This window comes from Streptomyces antnestii (assembly GCF_004005495.1).
GTDB lineage: Bacteria > Actinomycetota > Actinomycetes > Streptomycetales > Streptomycetaceae > Streptomyces > Streptomyces antnestii.
Window position 1 is genome coordinate 420,880 of the sequence record NZ_RZYA01000002.1, and the last position, 17,400, is coordinate 438,279.

The window sequence follows — 17,400 nt, forward strand, 5'->3', positions numbered from 1 at the left end:
TCCCTCGTAATCTCTGTGCCACCCCTCACACATCGCTCGTTCGCCGACAGATCCAAGGAGCAGGAATGGCACTCTCCCGACGCACCGTCGTCACGGGAATCGCGGGCGGGTCGGTGCTGTCGGCCGCGGGCCGCGCACAGGCCGGCACGGCGGACGACGCCGTGCAGAACATCCTGAGCACCGCCGGCGCCTGGCGGCAGACCGCGGCCGAGCGCGACATGCTGTACCGGCAGGCGTTCAACATCGCGCGGGACCGCATCGACGCCGTGTTGCGTGGCAGGGGCCAGCAGCACCGCGGCAGCAGACCGCTCGCGGTCATCTCCGACGTCGACGACACCGTGCTGTCCTCCGACACCTACTGGGCGCGGCTCGTCTCCGCCGGCAAGCAGGCCTTCGACGACGACATGTGGGACGCCTGGGTACGCGAGAACGGCCCCACCGCGACCCCCGGCGCCGTCGAGTTCACCCACTACGCGCAGAGCAAGGGCGTGGAGGTCTTCTACGTCTCCTCCCGCGACCAGGGGCCGGACACACAGGAGTTGGGGATCGCCAACCTGCGTCACGTAGGCCTGGCCTTCGCCGACGACGCCCACGTGAACATGCTGCGGGAGTCGTCGAACAAGGAGCCGGCGCAGCAGGCCGTCGCCGCCGGACACGACGTGATCGCCTACCTCGGCGACAACCTCAACGACTTCCGCCGCCGCTACTACGTCACCTCCGTCGCGCAACGCAAGGCGCTGGCCACGGAGGACGCCGAACACTTCGGGCGCGACTTCATCCTGTTCCCGAACAACACCGACGGCCACTGGATCCGGGCCGTCTTCGGGGAGAGCGAGCCCGCCGACACACCGGCCTACCGCGCCCGCATGCTCCAGGCGGCGGAGGGACTGGTCAACTGACCTGTTCTCTGCCTGCCCTGACGAGTCGTCAGGGCAGGCAGAGTCGTCAGGCGAAGACCGACAGCAGGAGCGCCATCCCCAGGCCGAACACGCTCACCAGGGTCTGCACGGCGGTCTGGGTCTTCGTGGCCTGCGTGAGGTCCATCCCGAACGACTCCTTCACCAGCCAGAACCCGGCGTGGTTCACGTAGTTGAGGCCGAGGGAGCCGGCGCCGATGGCCACCACGAGCAGCGACGCCTCCAGACCGCCGCCGGTGCCGATGAGCGGTGCGACGATGCCGGTGGCGGAGACGATGCCGACCGTCGCCGAGCCCGTCGTCAGGGACAGCAGGAGGGCGATCAGCCAGCCGAGGACGATCACGTTGAGGTGCGCGCCCTGGGCCGCCGACGCGATCGCGTCGCCGATGCCGGAGTCCTGGAGCACCTGCTTGAACGCGCCGCCACCGCCGATGATGAGCAGGATCGCGGCGATGGACTTGAGGCTGTCCGTGAGGGAGTCACGGGTCGCGTCGCCGGAGCGGCGGCCGGCGGTGAGCGTGACGCCGAGCGCGAAGAGGAACCCGGCGAGCATCGCGACGAGGGGCTCGCCGACGAAGGTGAGGGCGGACCGTACCGGGCTCGACTCGTCGAGCACGGTCTCCGCGAAGGTGCGCAGCAGCATGAGCCCGACGGGGATCAGGACGGCGGTGACGGCCAGGCCGGTGCGCACGCGCGGGCGGGTCGCCGTGTCCGTGGCCAGCTGCGCGCCGGGCCCGTCGGAAGCATGTGCGGTCGCGGCCTCCGATCGGGCGGGGCCGGTGAACTGGGCGACGAGCGCGGCGTCCGGGCGGACGTCGCTGAGACGGGGCGCGATCCAGCGGGCGTAGACCGGTCCGGCGAGGATGACGGTGGGGACGGCGCACACGATGCCGACGGCGAGCGTCAGTCCGAGGTCGGCGTGGAGGCCGGTCATCGCCGTGAGCGGCCCGGGGTGGGGCGGCAGCATGCCGTGGAGAGTGGCGAGGGCGGCGATCGCGGGGACCCCGAGCAGCACGTACGGCGACCCCTTGGCCCCGCCCTGGTCCTCCAGGCGCCGGGCCACGCTGAAGATCAGCGGAAGCAGCACGATCAGGCCGACCTCGAAGAACATCGGCACACCGATCACGAACGCGGCGGCGGCGACGAGCCACGGCAGCCTGCGCGATGACGAGCGGTCGACGATGGCGTGGGCGATGGCGTCGGTCGCGCCCGAGTCGGACAGCAGACGGCCGAGCATGGCACCGAGCGCAAGCGTGATGCCGACGTCGCCCAGGGTGCCCCCGGCGCCGTCCTCGATGGAACCGATCAGCTTCTCGACGGGCTCTCCGGCGGCGATCCCGGTGCCGACGGTGACCACGATGAGCGCGATGAACGGATGTATGCGCAGGCGGGAGTTGATGAGGTAGATGAGTGCGCCGATCGCCACGGCCAGGATGAGCAGCAGTGACCAGGTGTGGGACGTCATGCGGGTGCCTTTCGGGGGTTCTGGCCGCGTGCGGGCGCAGGGGAGCGCGACGGCGCGCGGGCCGTCCAGGGGTGGGTAAAGGGGGGTGCGGTTGAAGCGAGTGGGCGGAGGGGGGTCCGCCTACTCCAGGCCGAGACGCGTGACGAGATCCGCCACGGTCCTGTCCTGCCGGGACAGATACGCGGCGAACGCGTCGCCGGTGAGGAACGCGTCGCTCCAGCCGTGCCGGGTCAGCTCGGCCTGCCACCGGCCGGAGTCGTGCAGCGCGGTGAGGGCGTCGATCCAGGTCTTCCGGTCCGCGGCGCTGATGCCGGGCGGTGCGACGATCCCGCGCCAGTTGTCGAAGACCAGGTCGATGCCGGACGCCTTGAGCGTGGGAACACCGGGCAGGGCGTGAACGGGCCGCGCGCTGGTGACGGCGAGTACCCGCAGCCGGCCCGCCTGGATCTGGTCCAGGAACTCGCCGAAGCCGGTCGTGGCGAACGCGACCTTCCCGTCGAGGAGAGCGGGCAGCAGTTCGCCGCCGCCTCCGTCGTAGGCGCCGTAGTCGACCTTCGTGGGGTCGATGCCGACGGCCTTCGCGAGCTCCATGGGCAGCAGGTGGTCCGGCCCGCCGGGCGAGGAGCCACCCCCGACCCGCAGCCCCGCGGGATCCTTCCGCCACGCCGCGACGAGGTCCTCGACGGTCCGGTACGGCGAGTCCTCGCGTACGACGACGGCGCCGGCCTCCTCGATGAGGCGGGCGAGGGGTGTGGTCCGTGCGACGGTCACCCTCGCCCCCGACACATGTGACGTGCCGACGACTCCGAGACCCATCTGCAGGGCCAGCCTGCCGTTGCCCCGTTCGTTCACGACACGTTGCAGACCCACCGCGCCCCCGGCCCCGGGGACGTTGAAAACCTGCACGTCGGAGGCGATCCGGGCCTCTTCCATCACCCTGGCCGCGGTGCGGGCCGTGGTGTCGTAGCCGCCCCCGGGCGTGTTGGGGACCAGGATCCGCAGGCCCTCGACGGGCTCGCCCGCACCACCGGGCCCGGCGCCGCACGCGGTGACGGCGAGCAGGGTGAGTACGGAGAGGGCACCGAGAACGACGCGTGCCGGACCTCTCATGCCACCCTCCCTTCCACTCACGTCGCTGCGGGCCTCATGATTGTGCAGCCCGGCAGCCGGGCCGTCCGCGTTGTGTCAGCAGGAGAGATTGAGTTCATTGTGGTAACGCCGTTCCGCCGCCATACGCTCGCGGGCGAGATGCTGGTGCTCCAGCTCGCCATCGTCGTCGTGGTGATGCTGGTGGTCGCCGCCCTCTCGCTGGCCCAGTCCGAGGCGACGTTCCGGCGGGTGGAGGGGCGGCGTGTCACCGCGCTCGCCGAACAGATGGCTGCGAACCCCCTGATCCGCAGCGAGCTGGTGCTGCCCGCGCCCGAGAAGACCCTGGCTCCGCTGGTGCACTCCACGGTCGCCCAGTCCGGCGTCTCGTCGGTGACCGTCGCCGACGCCGAGGGGAGCGTGGTCAGTTCGACGAATCCCACCGTGATCGGCACCCGGCTCGCCCTCGGCACCGGCGTCGCGGGCGGCCGGGGCTGGTCCGGGGAACTCGCCCTGGACGGCAACCGCCAGCTGGTGGCCCAGGTCCCGGTGATCGGAGCGACCCGGCACAACCTCGGACGCCAGCTCGGCACCGTCATGATCGGCGAGACCTCCCCGACGGTGTGGCAGCGCATCGGCGGAGCCTCGTCGTACCTGCTCGCCTATGTAGGCATCGCCAGCGGCCTCGGCCTCGCCGGATGCTGGCTGCTCGCACGCCGCGTCAAGCGCCAGACACTCGGCCTCGAACCCCGCGAGATCACCGGACTCGCCGAACACCGCGAGGCCATGCTGTACGGGATCGCCGAGGGAGTGATCGCCCTCGACCCGCAGCTGCGGCTCACACTCGTGAACGAGGTGGGCAGAAGCCTGCTCGACCTGCCGGGGGACTGCGTCGGACAGAGCCTGGCCGACCTCGGGATCGACGGCCGGCTGCGGGACGTACTCGCCGGGGTCCCGGGCGAGCCGGCGCGCGGCGGGACGACCGACCGCAAGGACGAGGTCGTCATCCGCCGAGGCCGCGTCCTGGTGATGAACCGGATGACCGTCACCAAGGACGGCCGCCTGCTCGGCTCGGTCACCACCCTGCGGGACCGGACCGAACTCGCCCGCCTGGAGCGGGAGATCGGCTCGTTCCGCAGCTCCTCGGAACTGCTGCGCGCCCAGGCCCACGAGTTCGCCAACCAGCTCCACACCATCTCCGGCCTCATCCAGATCGGGGAGCAGGACGAGGTCGTGCGCTACATCCGCGCGCTGAATCAGCGCCGCCAGTCGCTGGACGTGACCCTCAGCCGGCGCGTCCGCGAGACCGCCGTCGCCGCCCTGCTCACGGCCAAGTCCTCGCTCGCCGCCGAACGCAGGGTCACCCTGCGCATCTCGGAGCGCACCGCGCTCGACCGGCTTGCGCCCGAGGACGCCGCGGACGTGGCGACCGTGGTCGGCAACCTCGTCGACAACGCCGTGGACGCGGCCGCCCCGCACGCCGAGGGGCACGACGCATGGGTCGAGGTCGAACTGCGGCAGGACGCCGCCAGCGTGGAGATCGTGGTCCGCGACTCGGGCCCAGGTGTCGCCCCCGGACTCGCCCGCGAAGTCTTCGCCCACGGCTTCACCACCAAGGCCGCACGCGAGGGCGAGCGCGGCATCGGACTGGCCCTGACCCGGCTCGTCTGCGAACGCCACGGCGGCGAGATCTCCGTGGCCAACACCCCGGACGGGGCCATGTTCACAGCCCGTATGACCGTCAAGGTTCCCGCCGACACGGTCACAGTTCCCGCCGACTCGGTGACAGTCTCCGCCGACTCGGCGACAGAAGGAGTTCCGCGATGAGTGACACGATCGATGTGCTGGTCGTCGACGACGACTTCATGGTGGCGCGCGTCCACCGCACCTTCGTCGAACGCGTCACGCCCTTCCGGGTGGTCGGCGAGGCGAGTACCGGCGAGCGGGCCATCGCGGCCGTGGGCCGGCTGCGCCCGGACCTCGTCCTGCTCGACCTCTATCTGCCGGACATGTTCGGCCTCGACGTCATCCCGCGGCTGCGCACCGCCGGGCACGACTGCGACGTCATGGTCATCAGCGCCGCACGCGAGGCCGACGCGCTGCGCGGCGCCGTACGCCACGGCGTCGTCGACTACCTGCTCAAACCGTTCGACTTCGACGACCTGGAACCCCGCCTCACGCGGTACGCGACGCGCCGCCGCCGTCTGCTGACCACCGTCGTGCGCGGCCAGGCCGACGTGGACCGGATGCTGGCGGGTGCGGCCGCGCCCGCTCCCGGCGGCCCGCTCCCCAAGGGCATGAGCGTGGAGACGGCGGAACTCGTCGAACGCTCGTTGCGGGAGGCCGACGGCACCCTGTCCGCGACGGAGTGCGCGGCCCTCACCGGCGTCTCACGCGTCAGCGCCCGCCGTTACCTGGAGTACTTCCAGTCCACCGGCAGCGCGGACGTCTCCCTGCGCTACGGGGTCGCGGGCCGCCCGGAGCGCCGTTACGGCTGGCGCGTGTGACACGGCGCGGCCCCGCGCGATCACGCAGCGGTCGCAGATCCTGCCGTGAGAGGTGATGGTGGAGTGAGGGGGACCGCGCCGAGGAGGTTGCACATGTCCATGATGGACAAGCTGAAGAGCATGCTGAAGGGCCACGAGGAGCAGGCGGGAAAGGGCGTCGACAAGGCCGGTGACATGGTCGACGACAAGACCCAGGGCAAGTACAGCGGCCAGGTCGACCAGGCCCAGGACAAGCTCAAGGACCAGTTCGGCAGGGGCGACCAGGGACAGCCGCCGCAGCAGTCCTGACCGCGGAACATCAGCGGGCCGGATCAGCGCCGGATCAGCCCCGATCATCCCCGGATCGGCCGGCCCGCCCCCTCCCGCCCCTCCTGTCGACGAGTTCGAGGATCACGCCTTCCGGACAGGGTGGACAGGGCCGTCACCGACCTCGTAACTTAACGAATGTTCGACTTGACGTCGGTCGCACGCCGACGGACGTCCGGCATTCGGCGGGGTTACGGGAGGGGTGGCGCGATGAAGGCGGCGGAGGCGGAGGGGTCCCCGGGGTCACCGGCGTCGGCCGGAGACGCCGGCGGGTCACGGGACGCGCACGCGGCGGCCTTCTCCGACTTCCCGGCCCCCCTCGGCCCCCTGGGCAAGGGCGAGACGCTCAGCCTCGAACGGCTCGACGACGGGACGTTCACCGGGTACTGCCACGGTGGTCGTGCCGCCCACCGGGCCTACGGGGGCGCCGTGGTGGCGCAGGCGCTCGCGGCCGCGTGCCGCACCGTGGACGAGGACCGCCCGGTGCATTCCCTGCATGCGTACTTCCTCCGGGCGCTCGACTCCCGGCGGCCTGTCCGCTTCGCCTCCCGCGTCCTGCGCGACGGGCGCAGCTACTCCGCCCGCCAGGTGGAGGCGACGCAGGAGGGCCACCACGCCCTGACGATGACGGTCTCCTTCAAGGAGCGGCAGCCGACCGCGAACTGGCGGCACCCCGAGATGCCCGACCTACCAGGGCCGGACGGCCTGGAGGACGGCTTCGCCCACCGCCCCGCCACGCATCCCCTGCGGCAGGCCGTCGAGTTCCGGGAGATCCCGCCGGTCCTGGACCCGGGGCAGCCCGAGATCGAGCGGTTCGGGTGGTTCCGTACGGTGGGCGCCCTGCCGGACGGGCCCGCGGCGCACGCCGGCGCCGTCGCCTACCTGTGTGACGCGACCCTGGCGCCGACCGCGCTGGTGCCGCACGAGCCCACGTCCTTCGAACGCGGCCGGCCTTCGCGGCACACCATCGCCTCGCTCGATCATGCGATGTGGTTCCACCGCCCCTTCCGCGCGGACCGCTGGCTTCTCTACGCCCAGCGCAGCCGCGTGGAAGGTGACGGCCGCACCCTGGCCTACGGCGAATTCTGGTCGCCCGAGGGCGAGTTGGCGGTGTCGGTGATTCAGGAGGCGCTGCTTCACGTGCGGGAGCCGTGAGCCCGCACTCGCGGGCCGAGCAGGCAACCCTCGTTTGGCGTGGACAGGTCCGCGTGACCGGTCTACTTTAACGATCGTTCGCCAGCATTCCAGGGGTCGGGCCACCCGGACCAGTCGGACGAACGAGCCTTCGGGGCGCCCGACTTCGCCATGCCGCACCAGTGCCCGAGACGATGGAGGAACCCCGTATGGGCCCGTACCTTCCGGACACCGTTCGTCAGCACGCCGTCGAGCGCCCCGACGCACCCGCCGTGACCGAGGGCGAGCGCACCCTCACCTACGCCGAACTGAACGAACGCAGCAACCGTGCGGCTCAGGCCCTGCTCGCCGCCGGTCTCGGCGAAGGCGCTCGGGTCGGCTGTCTGGCGCGGCCGGGCATCATGTCGGCGGAGCTGCTCCTCGCCTGCGGCAAGGCCGGGCTCGTGGCCACACCGCTGAACTGGCGCCTCACGGAACGGGAGTTGGCGGCCGTGGCGCGGGACGCGGAGCTGGGGGCCGTGGTGACACAGGGCGAGTTCCTGCCCGGCGCGCGTGCCGTCCGAGGCGTACTCCCCGGGATCCCGCTGATCGTCGACGGCGAACCGGCACCCGACGAACTCGCCTACGAGACCTGGCTGACGGGCGCGTCGGACAAGGACCCCCTCCAGGGCGGTGCGGTCCACGGTGACACGGTCTTCCTCCAGCTGTACACCTCGGGCACGACGGGCCTGGCGAAGGGGGTGCAGCTGACGCTCGACAATGTCGACGCCGGGCACTCCCAGCTCGCGGAGATGGGCTGGAGCGGGCGGAGCGTCGGGCTGAACGCGATGCCCGTCTTCCACATCGCCGGCACCGGCTGGCTGCTCACCGGGCTCAGCGCCGGCGCGCACACCGTGACCCTGCCGGACCTGGACCCGCTCCGGGCCGTGGAACTCATGGAGCGGCATCGCGTCACCCATGCCTTCTTCGTCCCGGCGGTGCTGCACCTCCTGACGCAACTGCCCGACATCCGCGAACGCGACTTCTCCGCACTCGAAATGATCGTCTACGGGGCCTCGCCCATCACGCCGACGCTGCTCCGCAGGTCCATGGAGATCTTCGGCTGCGGCTTCCTCCAGAAGTACGGGCTGACGGAGACGACCGGCTCCGCGACCCGGCTGCTGCCGTCGGACCACGACCCGGACGGCCCGCGGGCCCACCTGTTGCGGTCGGCGGGCAACGCCCTCCCGGACATCGACGTCGCGGTCGTCGACCCGGTGACGGCCGAGCCGCTCGCCTCGGGAGAAGTCGGTGAGATCGTCACGCGTTCCCACCAGGTGACGCCCGGCTACTGGCAGCGGCCCGAGGACAACGCCCGGCTCTTCACCGAGGACGGCTGGCTCAGGACGGGAGACGCGGGCTACCTGGACGCCGACGGCTACCTGTTCATCACAGACCGCATCAAGGACATGGTGATCACCGGCGGGGAGAACGTGTACCCGGTCGAGGTCGAGTCGGCGCTCGCCGAGCATCCGGACGTCTGCGACGTGGCCGTTTTCGGGACCCCGGACGAGACATGGGGCGAGGCCGTCACCGCGGCCGTCGTCCTGAACGCCGAGGCCGGCGACGTCACCGCCGACGACCTCGTCGAGTTCACCCGCACCCGCATCGCCTCGTACAAGAAGCCGCGCATCGTCCACTTCGTGGAGGAGCTGCCGCGCAACCCCAGCGGCAAGTTCCTCAAGCGCGTGCTGCGGGAAAGTCTGGGGCGCTGAACGGACCCTGGCGCGGGCTGACGGGTGGTGAGGCCGTTGCCGCCTATGCTCCTCGCATGATCAATGGTGGACACGTCATCCTCTACAGCCGGGACGCGGAAGCCGACCGGGCGTTCTTCAGGGATGTGCTGGACTATCCGCACGTCGACGCGGGCGGCGGCTGGCTGATCTTCAAGCTGCCGCCCGCGGAGATCGCCGTGCATCCCACGGACGGCCCGGCCTCACAGGAGTTCTACCTGATGTGCGACGACGTCGAGGCGACGGTGGCCGAGCTGTCCGCGCGGGGCGTCGAGTTCACACAGCCCGTCACCGACGCGCGCTGGGGGCGCCTCACCCGGTTCCGGCTGCCGGGCGGCGGCGAGGTGGGCATGTACGAACCCCGCCACGAGCGAGCCACCGACCTCTGACCCGCACACCCGCACACCCGCCCTCACTCCACCGGCATCACCGGCAACGCGAGTGCCTTGCGTACCGTCGTCCGGGCCAGGACCGCCGTCGGGTCGACGACCTTGAGACCGGCGCTCATCTCGCCCAGCAGCAAGGGGAGTTCGGTGCATCCGGCGACGAGCAGACCGGCACCGCGAGCCGCCAACTCGCCCGCCGCCCGCTCGATCAGGCAGACCGGGTCCGCGCCCACCTCGCCGGCCTTCACCCGGCGGATGGCCCCCGTGACCGCCTCCTCCTGGGTCAGGGTCGTCGGGACGACGGTCCTCAACCCCGCCGCCTCCAGCGCGTGTTGGTAGAGCTCCGCCCGTAGCGTCCCCGTGGTCGCGAGGAGCCCGACCGAGGTGACGTCCGGATGGCACGCGCGGATCTCGGCCACCGTCTCCGCGATCATGTCGGGCATCGGTACGCGCACACTGGCGCGGACGGCGTCGAGGAAGGCGTGCGCGGTGTTGCAGGGCGTCGCGATGACCTGCGCGCCCAGCGCCTCCAGGCGATGCGCCCCGCGCACCAGCCAGGGCGTCGGGTCCGGTCCGCGCCCGGTGAGGGCGGCCGAGCGGTCCGGCACCGTCGGGTCCGCCCACACCACCACCGGCACATGGTCCTGGTCGGCCCCGGCGGGTGTCGCGTCGATGACCTTCCGGTAGAAGTCGACGGTGGCCAGCGGCCCCATCCCGCCGAGGATGCCGATCGTCATCCGCTTCACGTTCCCCACTGGTCGAAGGCGAGCTTGCCGACGAGCGCGACCACGACGACGAGCATCACGCCGCGCACGAATCCACTGCCGCGCTTGAGTGCCATGCGGGCCCCCACGGAGGCACCCGCCAGGTTGAACAGCGCCATGAAGGGCGCCAGGGTCCACAGCACGGTCCCCTGGTAGGTGAACATCGCGAGGGCGCCCAGGTTCGTGCCTACGTTGACGACCTTCGCCGTCGCGGTCGCCGTCACCATGTCCATGTTGAGCAGGGCGACGAGACCGATCACGAGGAACGTGCCGGTCCCGGGCCCGAGCAGCCCGTCGTAGAAACCGATGCCCGCGCCGACGACCACGATCGCCGTCAGGACCCGCTGCCGGGACACGGAGCCGGACGGCTTCTGCCCGAACTGGGGCTTGAGCACGACGAACGCGGCCACCGCGAGCAGCAGCGCCATGATGACCGGCCGCAGCACCGCGCTGTTCACACCCGCCGCGAAGAAGGCACCGCCGACGGCGGCCAGGGCGGCGAGCCCGCCGAGCCGCGCCGCGAGCCGCACGTCGACGGTGGCCCGCCGCGCGTACGTCACCGCGGCCGCCGAGGTGCCGACGACGCCGACGGCCTTGTTGGTGCCGAGGGCGAACGCCGGAGCCAGGTGGGGGAAGGCGATCAGCAGGGCGGGCACCTGGAGCAGCCCGCCACCGCCGACGACCGCGTCCACCCAGCCCGCGAGGGCGGCGGCGACGCACAGCATCACCGCCGTGGTGAGGGTCAGGTCATGCATCGGCGCGCGTGTCCTCGCCCGTGCCGGTCCTGCCGTAGCTGTCCTTGCTCAGGACGCGGCCGCCCGCGCGGACCAGCACGTCGGCCGTCAGCTCACCCGGGTACGGGTAGAAGCGGCGCAGCCAGCGGTCGGCACCGTCGTAGCGCGGAGTGAAGTCGCTGCGGCCGTGCACGACGATCCGGTTGTCGACGAGCAGCATCTCGCCCCGGTCGGCGCGCACCGCGCGGTGCACCGTGTGCATGGCCTCGTTGAGCCGCTCCAGAGCCTGCTGCGCCTCGGGGTCCGTGCCGAAGGTGTTGTGCATGTTGAACCGCACGCGGGTGCCCGGCGCGCCGGCCGGACCGTCCGCAAGGACCGGGTGCGGCTCGGTCACCGGCCGCGCGTCCTCCGCGAGTCCGCGGGTGAAGGAGAGCGGGAAGCGGCTGCGGTAGCGGTCCGTGCGCAGCGTCTCGCGGTCGGCCGCGGAGAGCAGCGGCTCGGCCTCGCGCACGGAGGCGACCATGGTGGCGGCCCGCCGGTCGTGGTCGGGGCGCAGGCAGAGCAGGCCGAGGTGGGACGGGCGCACCGGGTGGTGGACGTTCTCGGTGTGGAAGTCGAAGAGCGAGGAGCCCGAGTTGAGTGGCTTCGCGGCGTCCGAGGCCACCGGGTACACATCGTGCACGAGGGCGCCGGACTTCTCGTCCTCGTATCCGATGAGACCGCCGAGGGGGTGGGCGACCAGGGCGACGAGGAGGCTGGAGGGGTGGGTCTCGCCGAGGACGTTCGAGCCGTAGGCGCCTGGGGTGGCCGGGATGTCGCCGACCGGAAGGCCGCGCACCACCATCAGGCCGTGGTCCGGGGGTGTGTCGCGGAAAGACTCGACACCTTCCAGGAGCCGGGTCGGCAGATGCTCGGCGAGGGTGGCGAACGCGTCGGACATCAGGGTGTGTTCGAGCGGCCCGGGCAACTGTGCCGCCGTGCGTATCAGCTCCTCCAAGCTGGCGGTGTCACGCGCGTCGAGAGTGAGCGGGGCAACTTCTGTACGGGGCTGTGCGTATGTCGTCATGGCCATGATCCTGGGCCCCAAGACCCGTCCCCACCAGGGAAGTTGACTGTCCGGAAACGTCCATGACCCGCTCCGGACACAGGCCCTCGGTGGCCGGAAGGGGCCGCGGCCTGAAGCGGACGAGCCCCCGGCCGCCGGCCGCACCGCTCCGTGAGGCAGCATGGTCGCACGTGCACTCCATACGTTCCTTCCCGTTCACGGCGGTCAACGCCGGCATCGTGGCCACCGTGGTCTCGTACGCCGGGCCGCTCGCCCTCGTCCTGGCCGCGGCCGACGCGGCCGGCCTCACCGGCGCGCAGAGCTCGTCGTGGGTGTGGGCCCTCTCCATGGGCGCCGGACTGACCTGCGTCGGACTCAGCTGGTGGAGCCGGACGCCGGTGATCACGGCGTTCTCGACGCCCGGCGCGGCCATCCTCGTCACCGCGCTGCCCCAGCACGCGTACGCCGAGGCCGTCGGAGCCTTCCTGCTGGCCGGTGTCGCGGCCACCGCGCTGACCGCGACGGGGGTGTTCGCGCGGGTGCTGGCCAGGATCCCGGCCGGTGTGGTCTCCGCGATGCTCGCCGGGACGCTCTTCTCCTTCGGCACCGCGATCTTCACCTCGCTGCGTGCCGCACCCCTGATCGCCGGCGCGATGCTGCTCACCCACCTCCTGGCGCGCCGCTTCGCACCCACGTACGCGGTGGTGTGCGCCCTCGCCGTCGGGCTGGCCGTGGCGGCCTTCGACGGCGGGCTCCATGTGCACCTGGCGGGCGCCGGGCTCGCCGCACCGCACTTCACGATGCCCGCGTTCTCCGTCGGCGCCGTCATCGGGATCGGTGTGCCGCTCCTTGTGGCCACGCTCGCCGGACAGTACGCGCCGGGCATGGCCGTCCTGCACGCGGACGGCTTCCGGCCGGACGAGCGGGTGGTGTGCGGGACCACGGGCCTGGTGTCGGTGCTCCTCGCGCCGTTCGGCTCGCACGCGATCAACCCGGCCGCCATCACCGCGGCGATCTGCACGGGGCCCGACGCCCACCGCGACCCGGGCAAGCGCTGGGTCGCGGGCGTGAGCTGCGGCATCGGCTACCTCGTCGTCGGCTGCTTCGGCTCGACGCTGGTCGCGCTGTTCACCGGGCTGCCCAAGGCGCTCGTGGCGACGCTCGCGGGACTCGCGCTGCTTGGCGCGCTGTCCGGCAGTCTCGCGAGGACCGTCGCCGACGAACGCGACCGCGAGGCCTCCGTCATCACCTTCCTGGCGACGGCCTCCGGAGTGACGATCGCCGGAATCGGCTCACCCTTCTGGGGCCTGCTCGCCGGAGTCCTCGCGCACGTACTGCTCAATGTCGCCCGTTCCCGGCGAGAGCCAGTCGGCGCGCTCGGCGAGGACCGCGACCTGGAACCGGCTCGTGGCACCCAGACGGGTCGTCAGTTCGCCGACCATACGGCGGACCGTACGGTCGGAGACGCCGAGCCTGCGCCCGACCGCCTCGTCGGTGAGGCCCTCCGCGAGTAGCCGCAGCACCGCCCGGTGCCGCCGGTCGGTCAGACCGTCGCTCTCGTCGCCGGGACCGTCGGACCGGCCGAACCCGGCGGCCTCGGTCCAGGCGTGCTCGAACTGCACACGGAACACCTCGACCAGCGAAGGGTCGTACACGACCACGGCGGCCGACTGCCCCTCGGTCCCCGTGGCGGGCACGACCGCGAGGTGCCGGTCGATCACGATCATCCAGTGCGGCAGCGTCACCGCCGTCCTGACCTGCCCGCCCGCCCTCCTCAACTCCCGTACGTGCGGACCGATCTCGGGCGTCGCGGCGGACGACGTGAGATACACGGCGCGCATCGCGACCCCGCGCCGCAGCACCCGCAGGTCCCGCGCGAGTCCGTCCTCCAGCAGATGCTGGGGCACCCCGCGTCCCGGGCGCAGTGTGAGGACCTCGTCGCGGGCCTGCTGGGCGGCGTCCTCGAGCGCGGCCGCGATGTTGGCGGTGCCCTCCACGAGCACCGCCTGGGTGCCGGACACGCGCTGGGCGTGGATCGGCGCGAAGTCGGTCAGCATCCGCACGAGCGCGTCGCGGGTACGGGTGCTCTGCTCGATGAGCGCGTCCACGCGTGACGCGTCGGCGGCGAGGAGGTGGCCGAGCGCGGACTCGGAGGACATGCACGCCCAGCCGCTCGGCGTCGCGGTGGTCCGCACCAGAAGGCCCAGCTCCGAAAGGACCTGCACGGCCGCCACGTACTCGTCGCTGCCCCAGCCGAGCCGCCGGCAGACGGTGGCGGGTGTCCAGGACGCGTCCTGGACGGCGATCACGTACAGCTGCCGGGCCAGCTTCTGGTCAACGGTCGCGACCTTGCCCATGAAAATCCCCCTTGTTCATCCCGTGCGCGCGCGACGAAGGGCCGCCACTCCTGTGCGGAGGAGTGACGGCCCTTGTCACACGACGGGGCTCAGGGTACGCGAACTGCCCATGGCGCCCGAGGGGTTGTCCCCTTCAGTGTCAGCCGTCGGACTCCGCCGACGGGATGTAGGCGCCGGGGACGTCCTTCGGCGCGTAGAGCTTCTTCTCGCCCGGGTACGGCTTCGACCACTCGTGCGTCTGGTACCACGTGAAGTGGTTCATCTGCGCGGGGTTCGCGTAGTCCGGTACGGCGCCCGGCCCGGTGAGCCGCTGGTGCGACTTCCAGTCGTCCCACTGCGCCGCGAGCTCCTGCTTGTCAGCCGGCACCTTCGTGGAAGGCACGGCCGCGGCGCTGGGGTTCTGCGGGGCAGGGGTGTCCACGCCGCAGGACGGCGGGGTCTTGAGGCCGTCGGTCAGCGAGGTCCGGTTGGGCAGCGCCTTGAACGGCGTGAGGTCCGGGGTCTTCGTGAACGCCCCGCGCATCGGGGTGGCCGCGCTGTCCTTCTGGTTCATCGGGTGGACACCGAGGATCTGCTCGATGGTCCGGATCATCGTGATCTGGGAGTAGTACCGGCTGTCGACGACGCCGTGCCGGGCGTAGGGGCTGATGATCTGGATGGGGGCGCGGTGGCCGTCCACGTGGTCGAGCCCGGCCTGGGAGTCGTCCTCGACGACGAAGATCGCGGAGTCCTTCCAGTACTTGCTGTGCGAGATCTTGTCGACCATCTTGCCGACCGCGAGGTCGTTGTCCGCGACCTGGGCGGACGGGCTGGCGGGACCGCCGGTGTGGTCGTTGGAGAACCAGAACATGTTCAGGTTCGCCGGACCGTTCTTCTCGAAGTCCTGGTTCCAGATCTGGTACTTGTAGACATCCGGGACATTGAGGTCGAACATCGGGAAGCCCTGCACCGAGACGTCGTTGAGCGAGGGGATCGCCGAACCCGTCTTGATGGGGTAGGCCGTGGACCGGCCCGTCGCGTCCATGTCCTTGGCGTCGCAGTACAGGTTCTGCCAGGACGCGCCGGAGGGCTTGCTCTCCATCGACTGGAACTCGCCGAAGTCCTTGACGGACCGGCCCGCCGCCTGCGCACCGGTCCACAGGAAACCGGACTTCTGGTGGCCGAGAGCGTCGTCCTCGGTGTCGTAACTGCGCGCGTACTCACCGGCCGAGGACTCGGTGTACTCCGGGTTGTCCGCCTGCATCAGCCAGTTGTGGCCCTCGGCGGAGTTCGTGCCGATGTCGTACGTGTTGTCGTACAGGCCGAACTGGTCCGCCAGCGCGTGCTGGTTGGGGGTCACGTTCTCGCCGAACTGCGCCAGCTTCGGGTCGCCGTTGCCCTTGGCGATGTCGCCGAAGACCTGGTCGTAGGTCCGGTTCTCCTTGACGATCATGAAGACGTGCTTGATCGTCGAGGGGTCACCGAGCCGCTGGGGGACCGGTACCGGGTCGGCGTGGCTCGTGCCCTTTGCCACCTTGACCGAGCCGCCCGTCCAGCCGTTCTGCTGGAAGACCTTGTCCGTCTGGGACTTGATGTCACGGTCGCTCGGCAGCGTGAACCGCTGCAGGCTGGACGTCGTGTCGTGGGTGGCGTGCCCCGCGTTGTTCGTGGCGCGACGGGCGTCGACGCCACGGGTGTTGGAGACCACGACCTGATCGCCGACGGTGGCGATCTCGGACGGGAAGTAGTCCGTCGGCAGCAGACCGACGTAACTGACCGGCTCCTGCGGGCTCGTGTACCGGTAGACGGCCACCGCGTTGGCGCGGCCGAGCGTCACCAGCAGATGGCCGTCGTCGGTCACCGTCACCGCGTCGGGCTCGTAGCCGACCGACGCCTCGGGCCACGGCTGGGTGTTGACGGTCTGCACGACCTTGTTCTTGGTCGTGTCGATGACCGACACGTCGTTGGTCGCCGTGTTGGTGACGAACAGCGCGTTCTTCTTCGCGTACAGCGCCGTCGGATGCAGGCCGACGTCGATGCTAGTCACGTTGGCCGCCGGGTCCGCGAGGTCGATGACGCTGACCGTGCCCGTGGTCGTGGCGGCCGTCTTCGGGTCGGCCGGCACCTGGGTGTTGTACGAGTTGACGGTGCTCTCACCGGGCTTCGCCGGGCGCCCGCCCTCGTTGCTGACGTAGAGCTTGGAGCCGACCTTCGCCAGGTCGCGCGGGGCGTTGCCGACGGCCCAGCTGTGCTGGACGGAGCCGGTCGCCGCGTCGATGGCCACGACCCGGTTCTGGCCGTTGACCGCCGAGTACACGGTCGAGCCGTCGGGGGAGAAGACCGCCTCGCCCACCAGCGCGTGCTTGGGCCCGTCCGCCGGGATCGGCACGGACTTCGGGTCGGCGAGACTGCCGTCCGCCTTCACCGTGAACCTGGTGTACCCGTCGGCCTGCCCCAGCCACAGCTGCGACCCGTCGGGCGAGTACGTGGGGCCTTCCTGGCCCACGCTGTTGCCGCTGATGCGCAGGTCCGCGGCAGCGTTGTTGCCGACGTACTGCTGCACCTTCCACGACTTCAGGTCGACGATGGACAGCGCCATGCCGCCGTCCGTGACCGAGGCCGCGAGGTGGGTGCCGTCCGGGCTGACCGACGACGACATGATCTTGCCCTTCTGGAGGACGAGACGGTCACCGTACGGCGCGATGTACTGGTTGCTGGAGATGACCTGGCCGCGGTCGGTGACCTGGCCGACCTGGTCGCTGCCGAACTGCTGGGTCTGGGCGAAGGCGGTGCCGGCGGCGGCGAGCCCGAGCACGGTGACGCCTGCCACGGCCAGAGGTATTCGACGTCCGGTGCGTCTGCCGGGAAGACCGGAAAGGTCTCCAGCGGCACGCCTGCGACGGCGCGTTACCTGCATTGATTTGTCCCTTCTGGACGGGAGAGCTGGG

14 protein-coding genes and 1 pseudogene are annotated in these 17,400 nt (G+C 71.2%); 8 read left to right on the top strand and 7 right to left on the bottom strand.

All coding sequences use genetic code 11. From position 1 onward, the window contains the following. Positions 1 to 65: 65 nt before the first annotated feature. Entirely contained in the window at positions 66 to 899 is an 834-nt protein-coding gene (locus tag EOT10_RS06645) for a 5'-nucleotidase, lipoprotein e(P4) family (RefSeq protein ID WP_127827103.1), read from the top strand. Between the two features lie 46 nt (positions 900 to 945). On the opposite strand, the gene EOT10_RS06650 is transcribed toward EOT10_RS06645, so the two are convergent. Beyond that, positions 946 to 2,382 (bottom strand): GntP family permease, encoded by a 1,437-nt coding sequence (locus EOT10_RS06650; protein ID WP_127827104.1) that lies wholly within the window; start codon positions 2,380 to 2,382, stop codon positions 946 to 948. Positions 2,383 to 2,502: 120 nt separating this feature from the next. Next, the gene (locus EOT10_RS06655; protein ID WP_127827105.1) at positions 2,503 to 3,492 is read right to left on the bottom strand and encodes a Bug family tripartite tricarboxylate transporter substrate binding protein; all 990 of its coding nucleotides are present in this window, start codon (positions 3,490 to 3,492) and stop codon (positions 2,503 to 2,505) included. A 138-nt stretch (positions 3,493 to 3,630) separates the two neighbouring features. On the opposite strand from EOT10_RS06655, the gene EOT10_RS06660 reads away from it, so the two are divergent. The 6 genes from EOT10_RS06660 to EOT10_RS06685 all read left to right on the top strand — a co-directional run bounded on the left by EOT10_RS06660 (position 3,631) and on the right by EOT10_RS06685 (position 9,576). Further along, entirely contained in the window at positions 3,631 to 5,295 is a 1,665-nt protein-coding gene (locus EOT10_RS06660) for a sensor histidine kinase (RefSeq protein ID WP_431313261.1), read from the top strand. Then, complete coding sequence (locus EOT10_RS06665) at positions 5,292 to 5,975, top strand: response regulator (RefSeq protein WP_127827107.1); 684 nt, start codon at positions 5,292 to 5,294, stop codon at positions 5,973 to 5,975. The genes EOT10_RS06660 and EOT10_RS06665 overlap by 4 nt, the downstream gene beginning before the upstream one ends. Positions 5,976 to 6,068: 93 nt before the next feature. Beyond that, positions 6,069 to 6,263: an antitoxin gene (locus EOT10_RS06670; RefSeq protein WP_127827108.1), complete on the top strand. Its 195-nt coding sequence runs from the start codon at positions 6,069 to 6,071 to the stop codon at positions 6,261 to 6,263. Between the two features lie 228 nt (positions 6,264 to 6,491). Continuing rightward, positions 6,492 to 7,436 carry an acyl-CoA thioesterase gene (locus EOT10_RS06675; protein ID WP_127827109.1) on the top strand — a complete coding sequence of 315 codons (945 nt, stop codon included), beginning with the start codon at positions 6,492 to 6,494 and terminating at the stop codon, positions 7,434 to 7,436. A gap of 188 nt (positions 7,437 to 7,624) precedes the next feature. Continuing rightward, positions 7,625 to 9,169 (top strand): long-chain-fatty-acid--CoA ligase, encoded by a 1,545-nt coding sequence (locus EOT10_RS06680; RefSeq protein ID WP_127827110.1) that lies wholly within the window; start codon positions 7,625 to 7,627, stop codon positions 9,167 to 9,169. 56 nt (positions 9,170 to 9,225) lie between these two features. Continuing rightward, the gene (locus tag EOT10_RS06685) at positions 9,226 to 9,576 is read left to right on the top strand and encodes a VOC family protein (RefSeq protein WP_127827111.1); all 351 of its coding nucleotides are present in this window, start codon (positions 9,226 to 9,228) and stop codon (positions 9,574 to 9,576) included. A 23-nt stretch (positions 9,577 to 9,599) separates the two neighbouring features. Here EOT10_RS06685 and cuyB read toward each other — a convergent pair whose 3' ends face one another. Genes cuyB through EOT10_RS06700 form a run of 3 tightly spaced genes read right to left on the bottom strand, consistent with a single transcriptional unit; the run spans position 9,600 to position 12,137 of the window. Further along, on the bottom strand, positions 9,600 to 10,310 hold the full coding sequence (gene cuyB / locus EOT10_RS06690) for a cysteate racemase (protein WP_127827112.1): 711 nt from the start codon (positions 10,308 to 10,310) through the stop codon (positions 9,600 to 9,602). A gap of 5 nt (positions 10,311 to 10,315) precedes the next feature. Continuing rightward, a complete protein-coding gene (locus tag EOT10_RS06695) occupies positions 10,316 to 11,092 on the bottom strand; it encodes a TSUP family transporter (protein WP_127827113.1) in 777 nt (258 codons plus the stop codon). Beyond that, entirely contained in the window at positions 11,085 to 12,137 is a 1,053-nt protein-coding gene (locus EOT10_RS06700; RefSeq protein ID WP_189491282.1) for a TauD/TfdA family dioxygenase, read from the bottom strand. Before EOT10_RS06700 ends, EOT10_RS06695 begins: the two co-directional genes overlap by 8 nt. 170 nt (positions 12,138 to 12,307) lie before the next feature. On the opposite strand from EOT10_RS06700, the gene EOT10_RS06705 reads away from it, so the two are divergent. Continuing rightward, a complete protein-coding gene (locus tag EOT10_RS06705; protein ID WP_223280837.1) occupies positions 12,308 to 13,630 on the top strand; it encodes a benzoate/H(+) symporter BenE family transporter in 1,323 nt (440 codons plus the stop codon). Here the strand turns inward: EOT10_RS06705 and EOT10_RS42850 are convergent. Both EOT10_RS42850 and EOT10_RS06715 read right to left on the bottom strand, forming a co-directional pair. Then, a pseudogene (locus tag EOT10_RS42850) lies at positions 13,556 to 14,473 on the bottom strand (helix-turn-helix domain-containing protein); the annotation flags it as partial. The gene EOT10_RS06705 and the pseudogene EOT10_RS42850 sit on opposite strands and share 75 nt — an antisense overlap. Before the next feature lie 139 nt (positions 14,474 to 14,612). Next, positions 14,613 to 17,369, bottom strand: a complete 2,757-nt coding sequence (locus tag EOT10_RS06715; protein ID WP_127827116.1) for a bifunctional YncE family protein/alkaline phosphatase family protein — start codon at positions 17,367 to 17,369, stop codon at positions 14,613 to 14,615. Positions 17,370 to 17,400 lie beyond the last annotated feature (31 nt).

Coding starts and splice junctions, on each gene's coding strand:
- EOT10_RS06645 (WP_127827103.1), top strand. CDS start 66: ATGGCACTCTCCCGACGCACCGTCGTCACGGGAATCGCGGGCGGGTCG.
- EOT10_RS06650 (WP_127827104.1), bottom strand. CDS start 2,382: ATGACGTCCCACACCTGGTCACTGCTGCTCATCCTGGCCGTGGCGATC.
- EOT10_RS06655 (WP_127827105.1), bottom strand. CDS start 3,492: ATGAGAGGTCCGGCACGCGTCGTTCTCGGTGCCCTCTCCGTACTCACC.
- EOT10_RS06660 (WP_431313261.1), top strand. CDS start 3,631: ATGCTGGTGCTCCAGCTCGCCATCGTCGTCGTGGTGATGCTGGTGGTC.
- EOT10_RS06665 (WP_127827107.1), top strand. CDS start 5,292: ATGAGTGACACGATCGATGTGCTGGTCGTCGACGACGACTTCATGGTG.
- EOT10_RS06670 (WP_127827108.1), top strand. CDS start 6,069: ATGTCCATGATGGACAAGCTGAAGAGCATGCTGAAGGGCCACGAGGAG.
- EOT10_RS06675 (WP_127827109.1), top strand. CDS start 6,492: ATGAAGGCGGCGGAGGCGGAGGGGTCCCCGGGGTCACCGGCGTCGGCC.
- EOT10_RS06680 (WP_127827110.1), top strand. CDS start 7,625: ATGGGCCCGTACCTTCCGGACACCGTTCGTCAGCACGCCGTCGAGCGC.
- EOT10_RS06685 (WP_127827111.1), top strand. CDS start 9,226: ATGATCAATGGTGGACACGTCATCCTCTACAGCCGGGACGCGGAAGCC.
- cuyB (WP_127827112.1), bottom strand. CDS start 10,310: ATGACGATCGGCATCCTCGGCGGGATGGGGCCGCTGGCCACCGTCGAC.
- EOT10_RS06695 (WP_127827113.1), bottom strand. CDS start 11,092: ATGCATGACCTGACCCTCACCACGGCGGTGATGCTGTGCGTCGCCGCC.
- EOT10_RS06700 (WP_189491282.1), bottom strand. CDS start 12,137: ATGACGACATACGCACAGCCCCGTACAGAAGTTGCCCCGCTCACTCTC.
- EOT10_RS06715 (WP_127827116.1), bottom strand. CDS start 17,369: ATGCAGGTAACGCGCCGTCGCAGGCGTGCCGCTGGAGACCTTTCCGGT.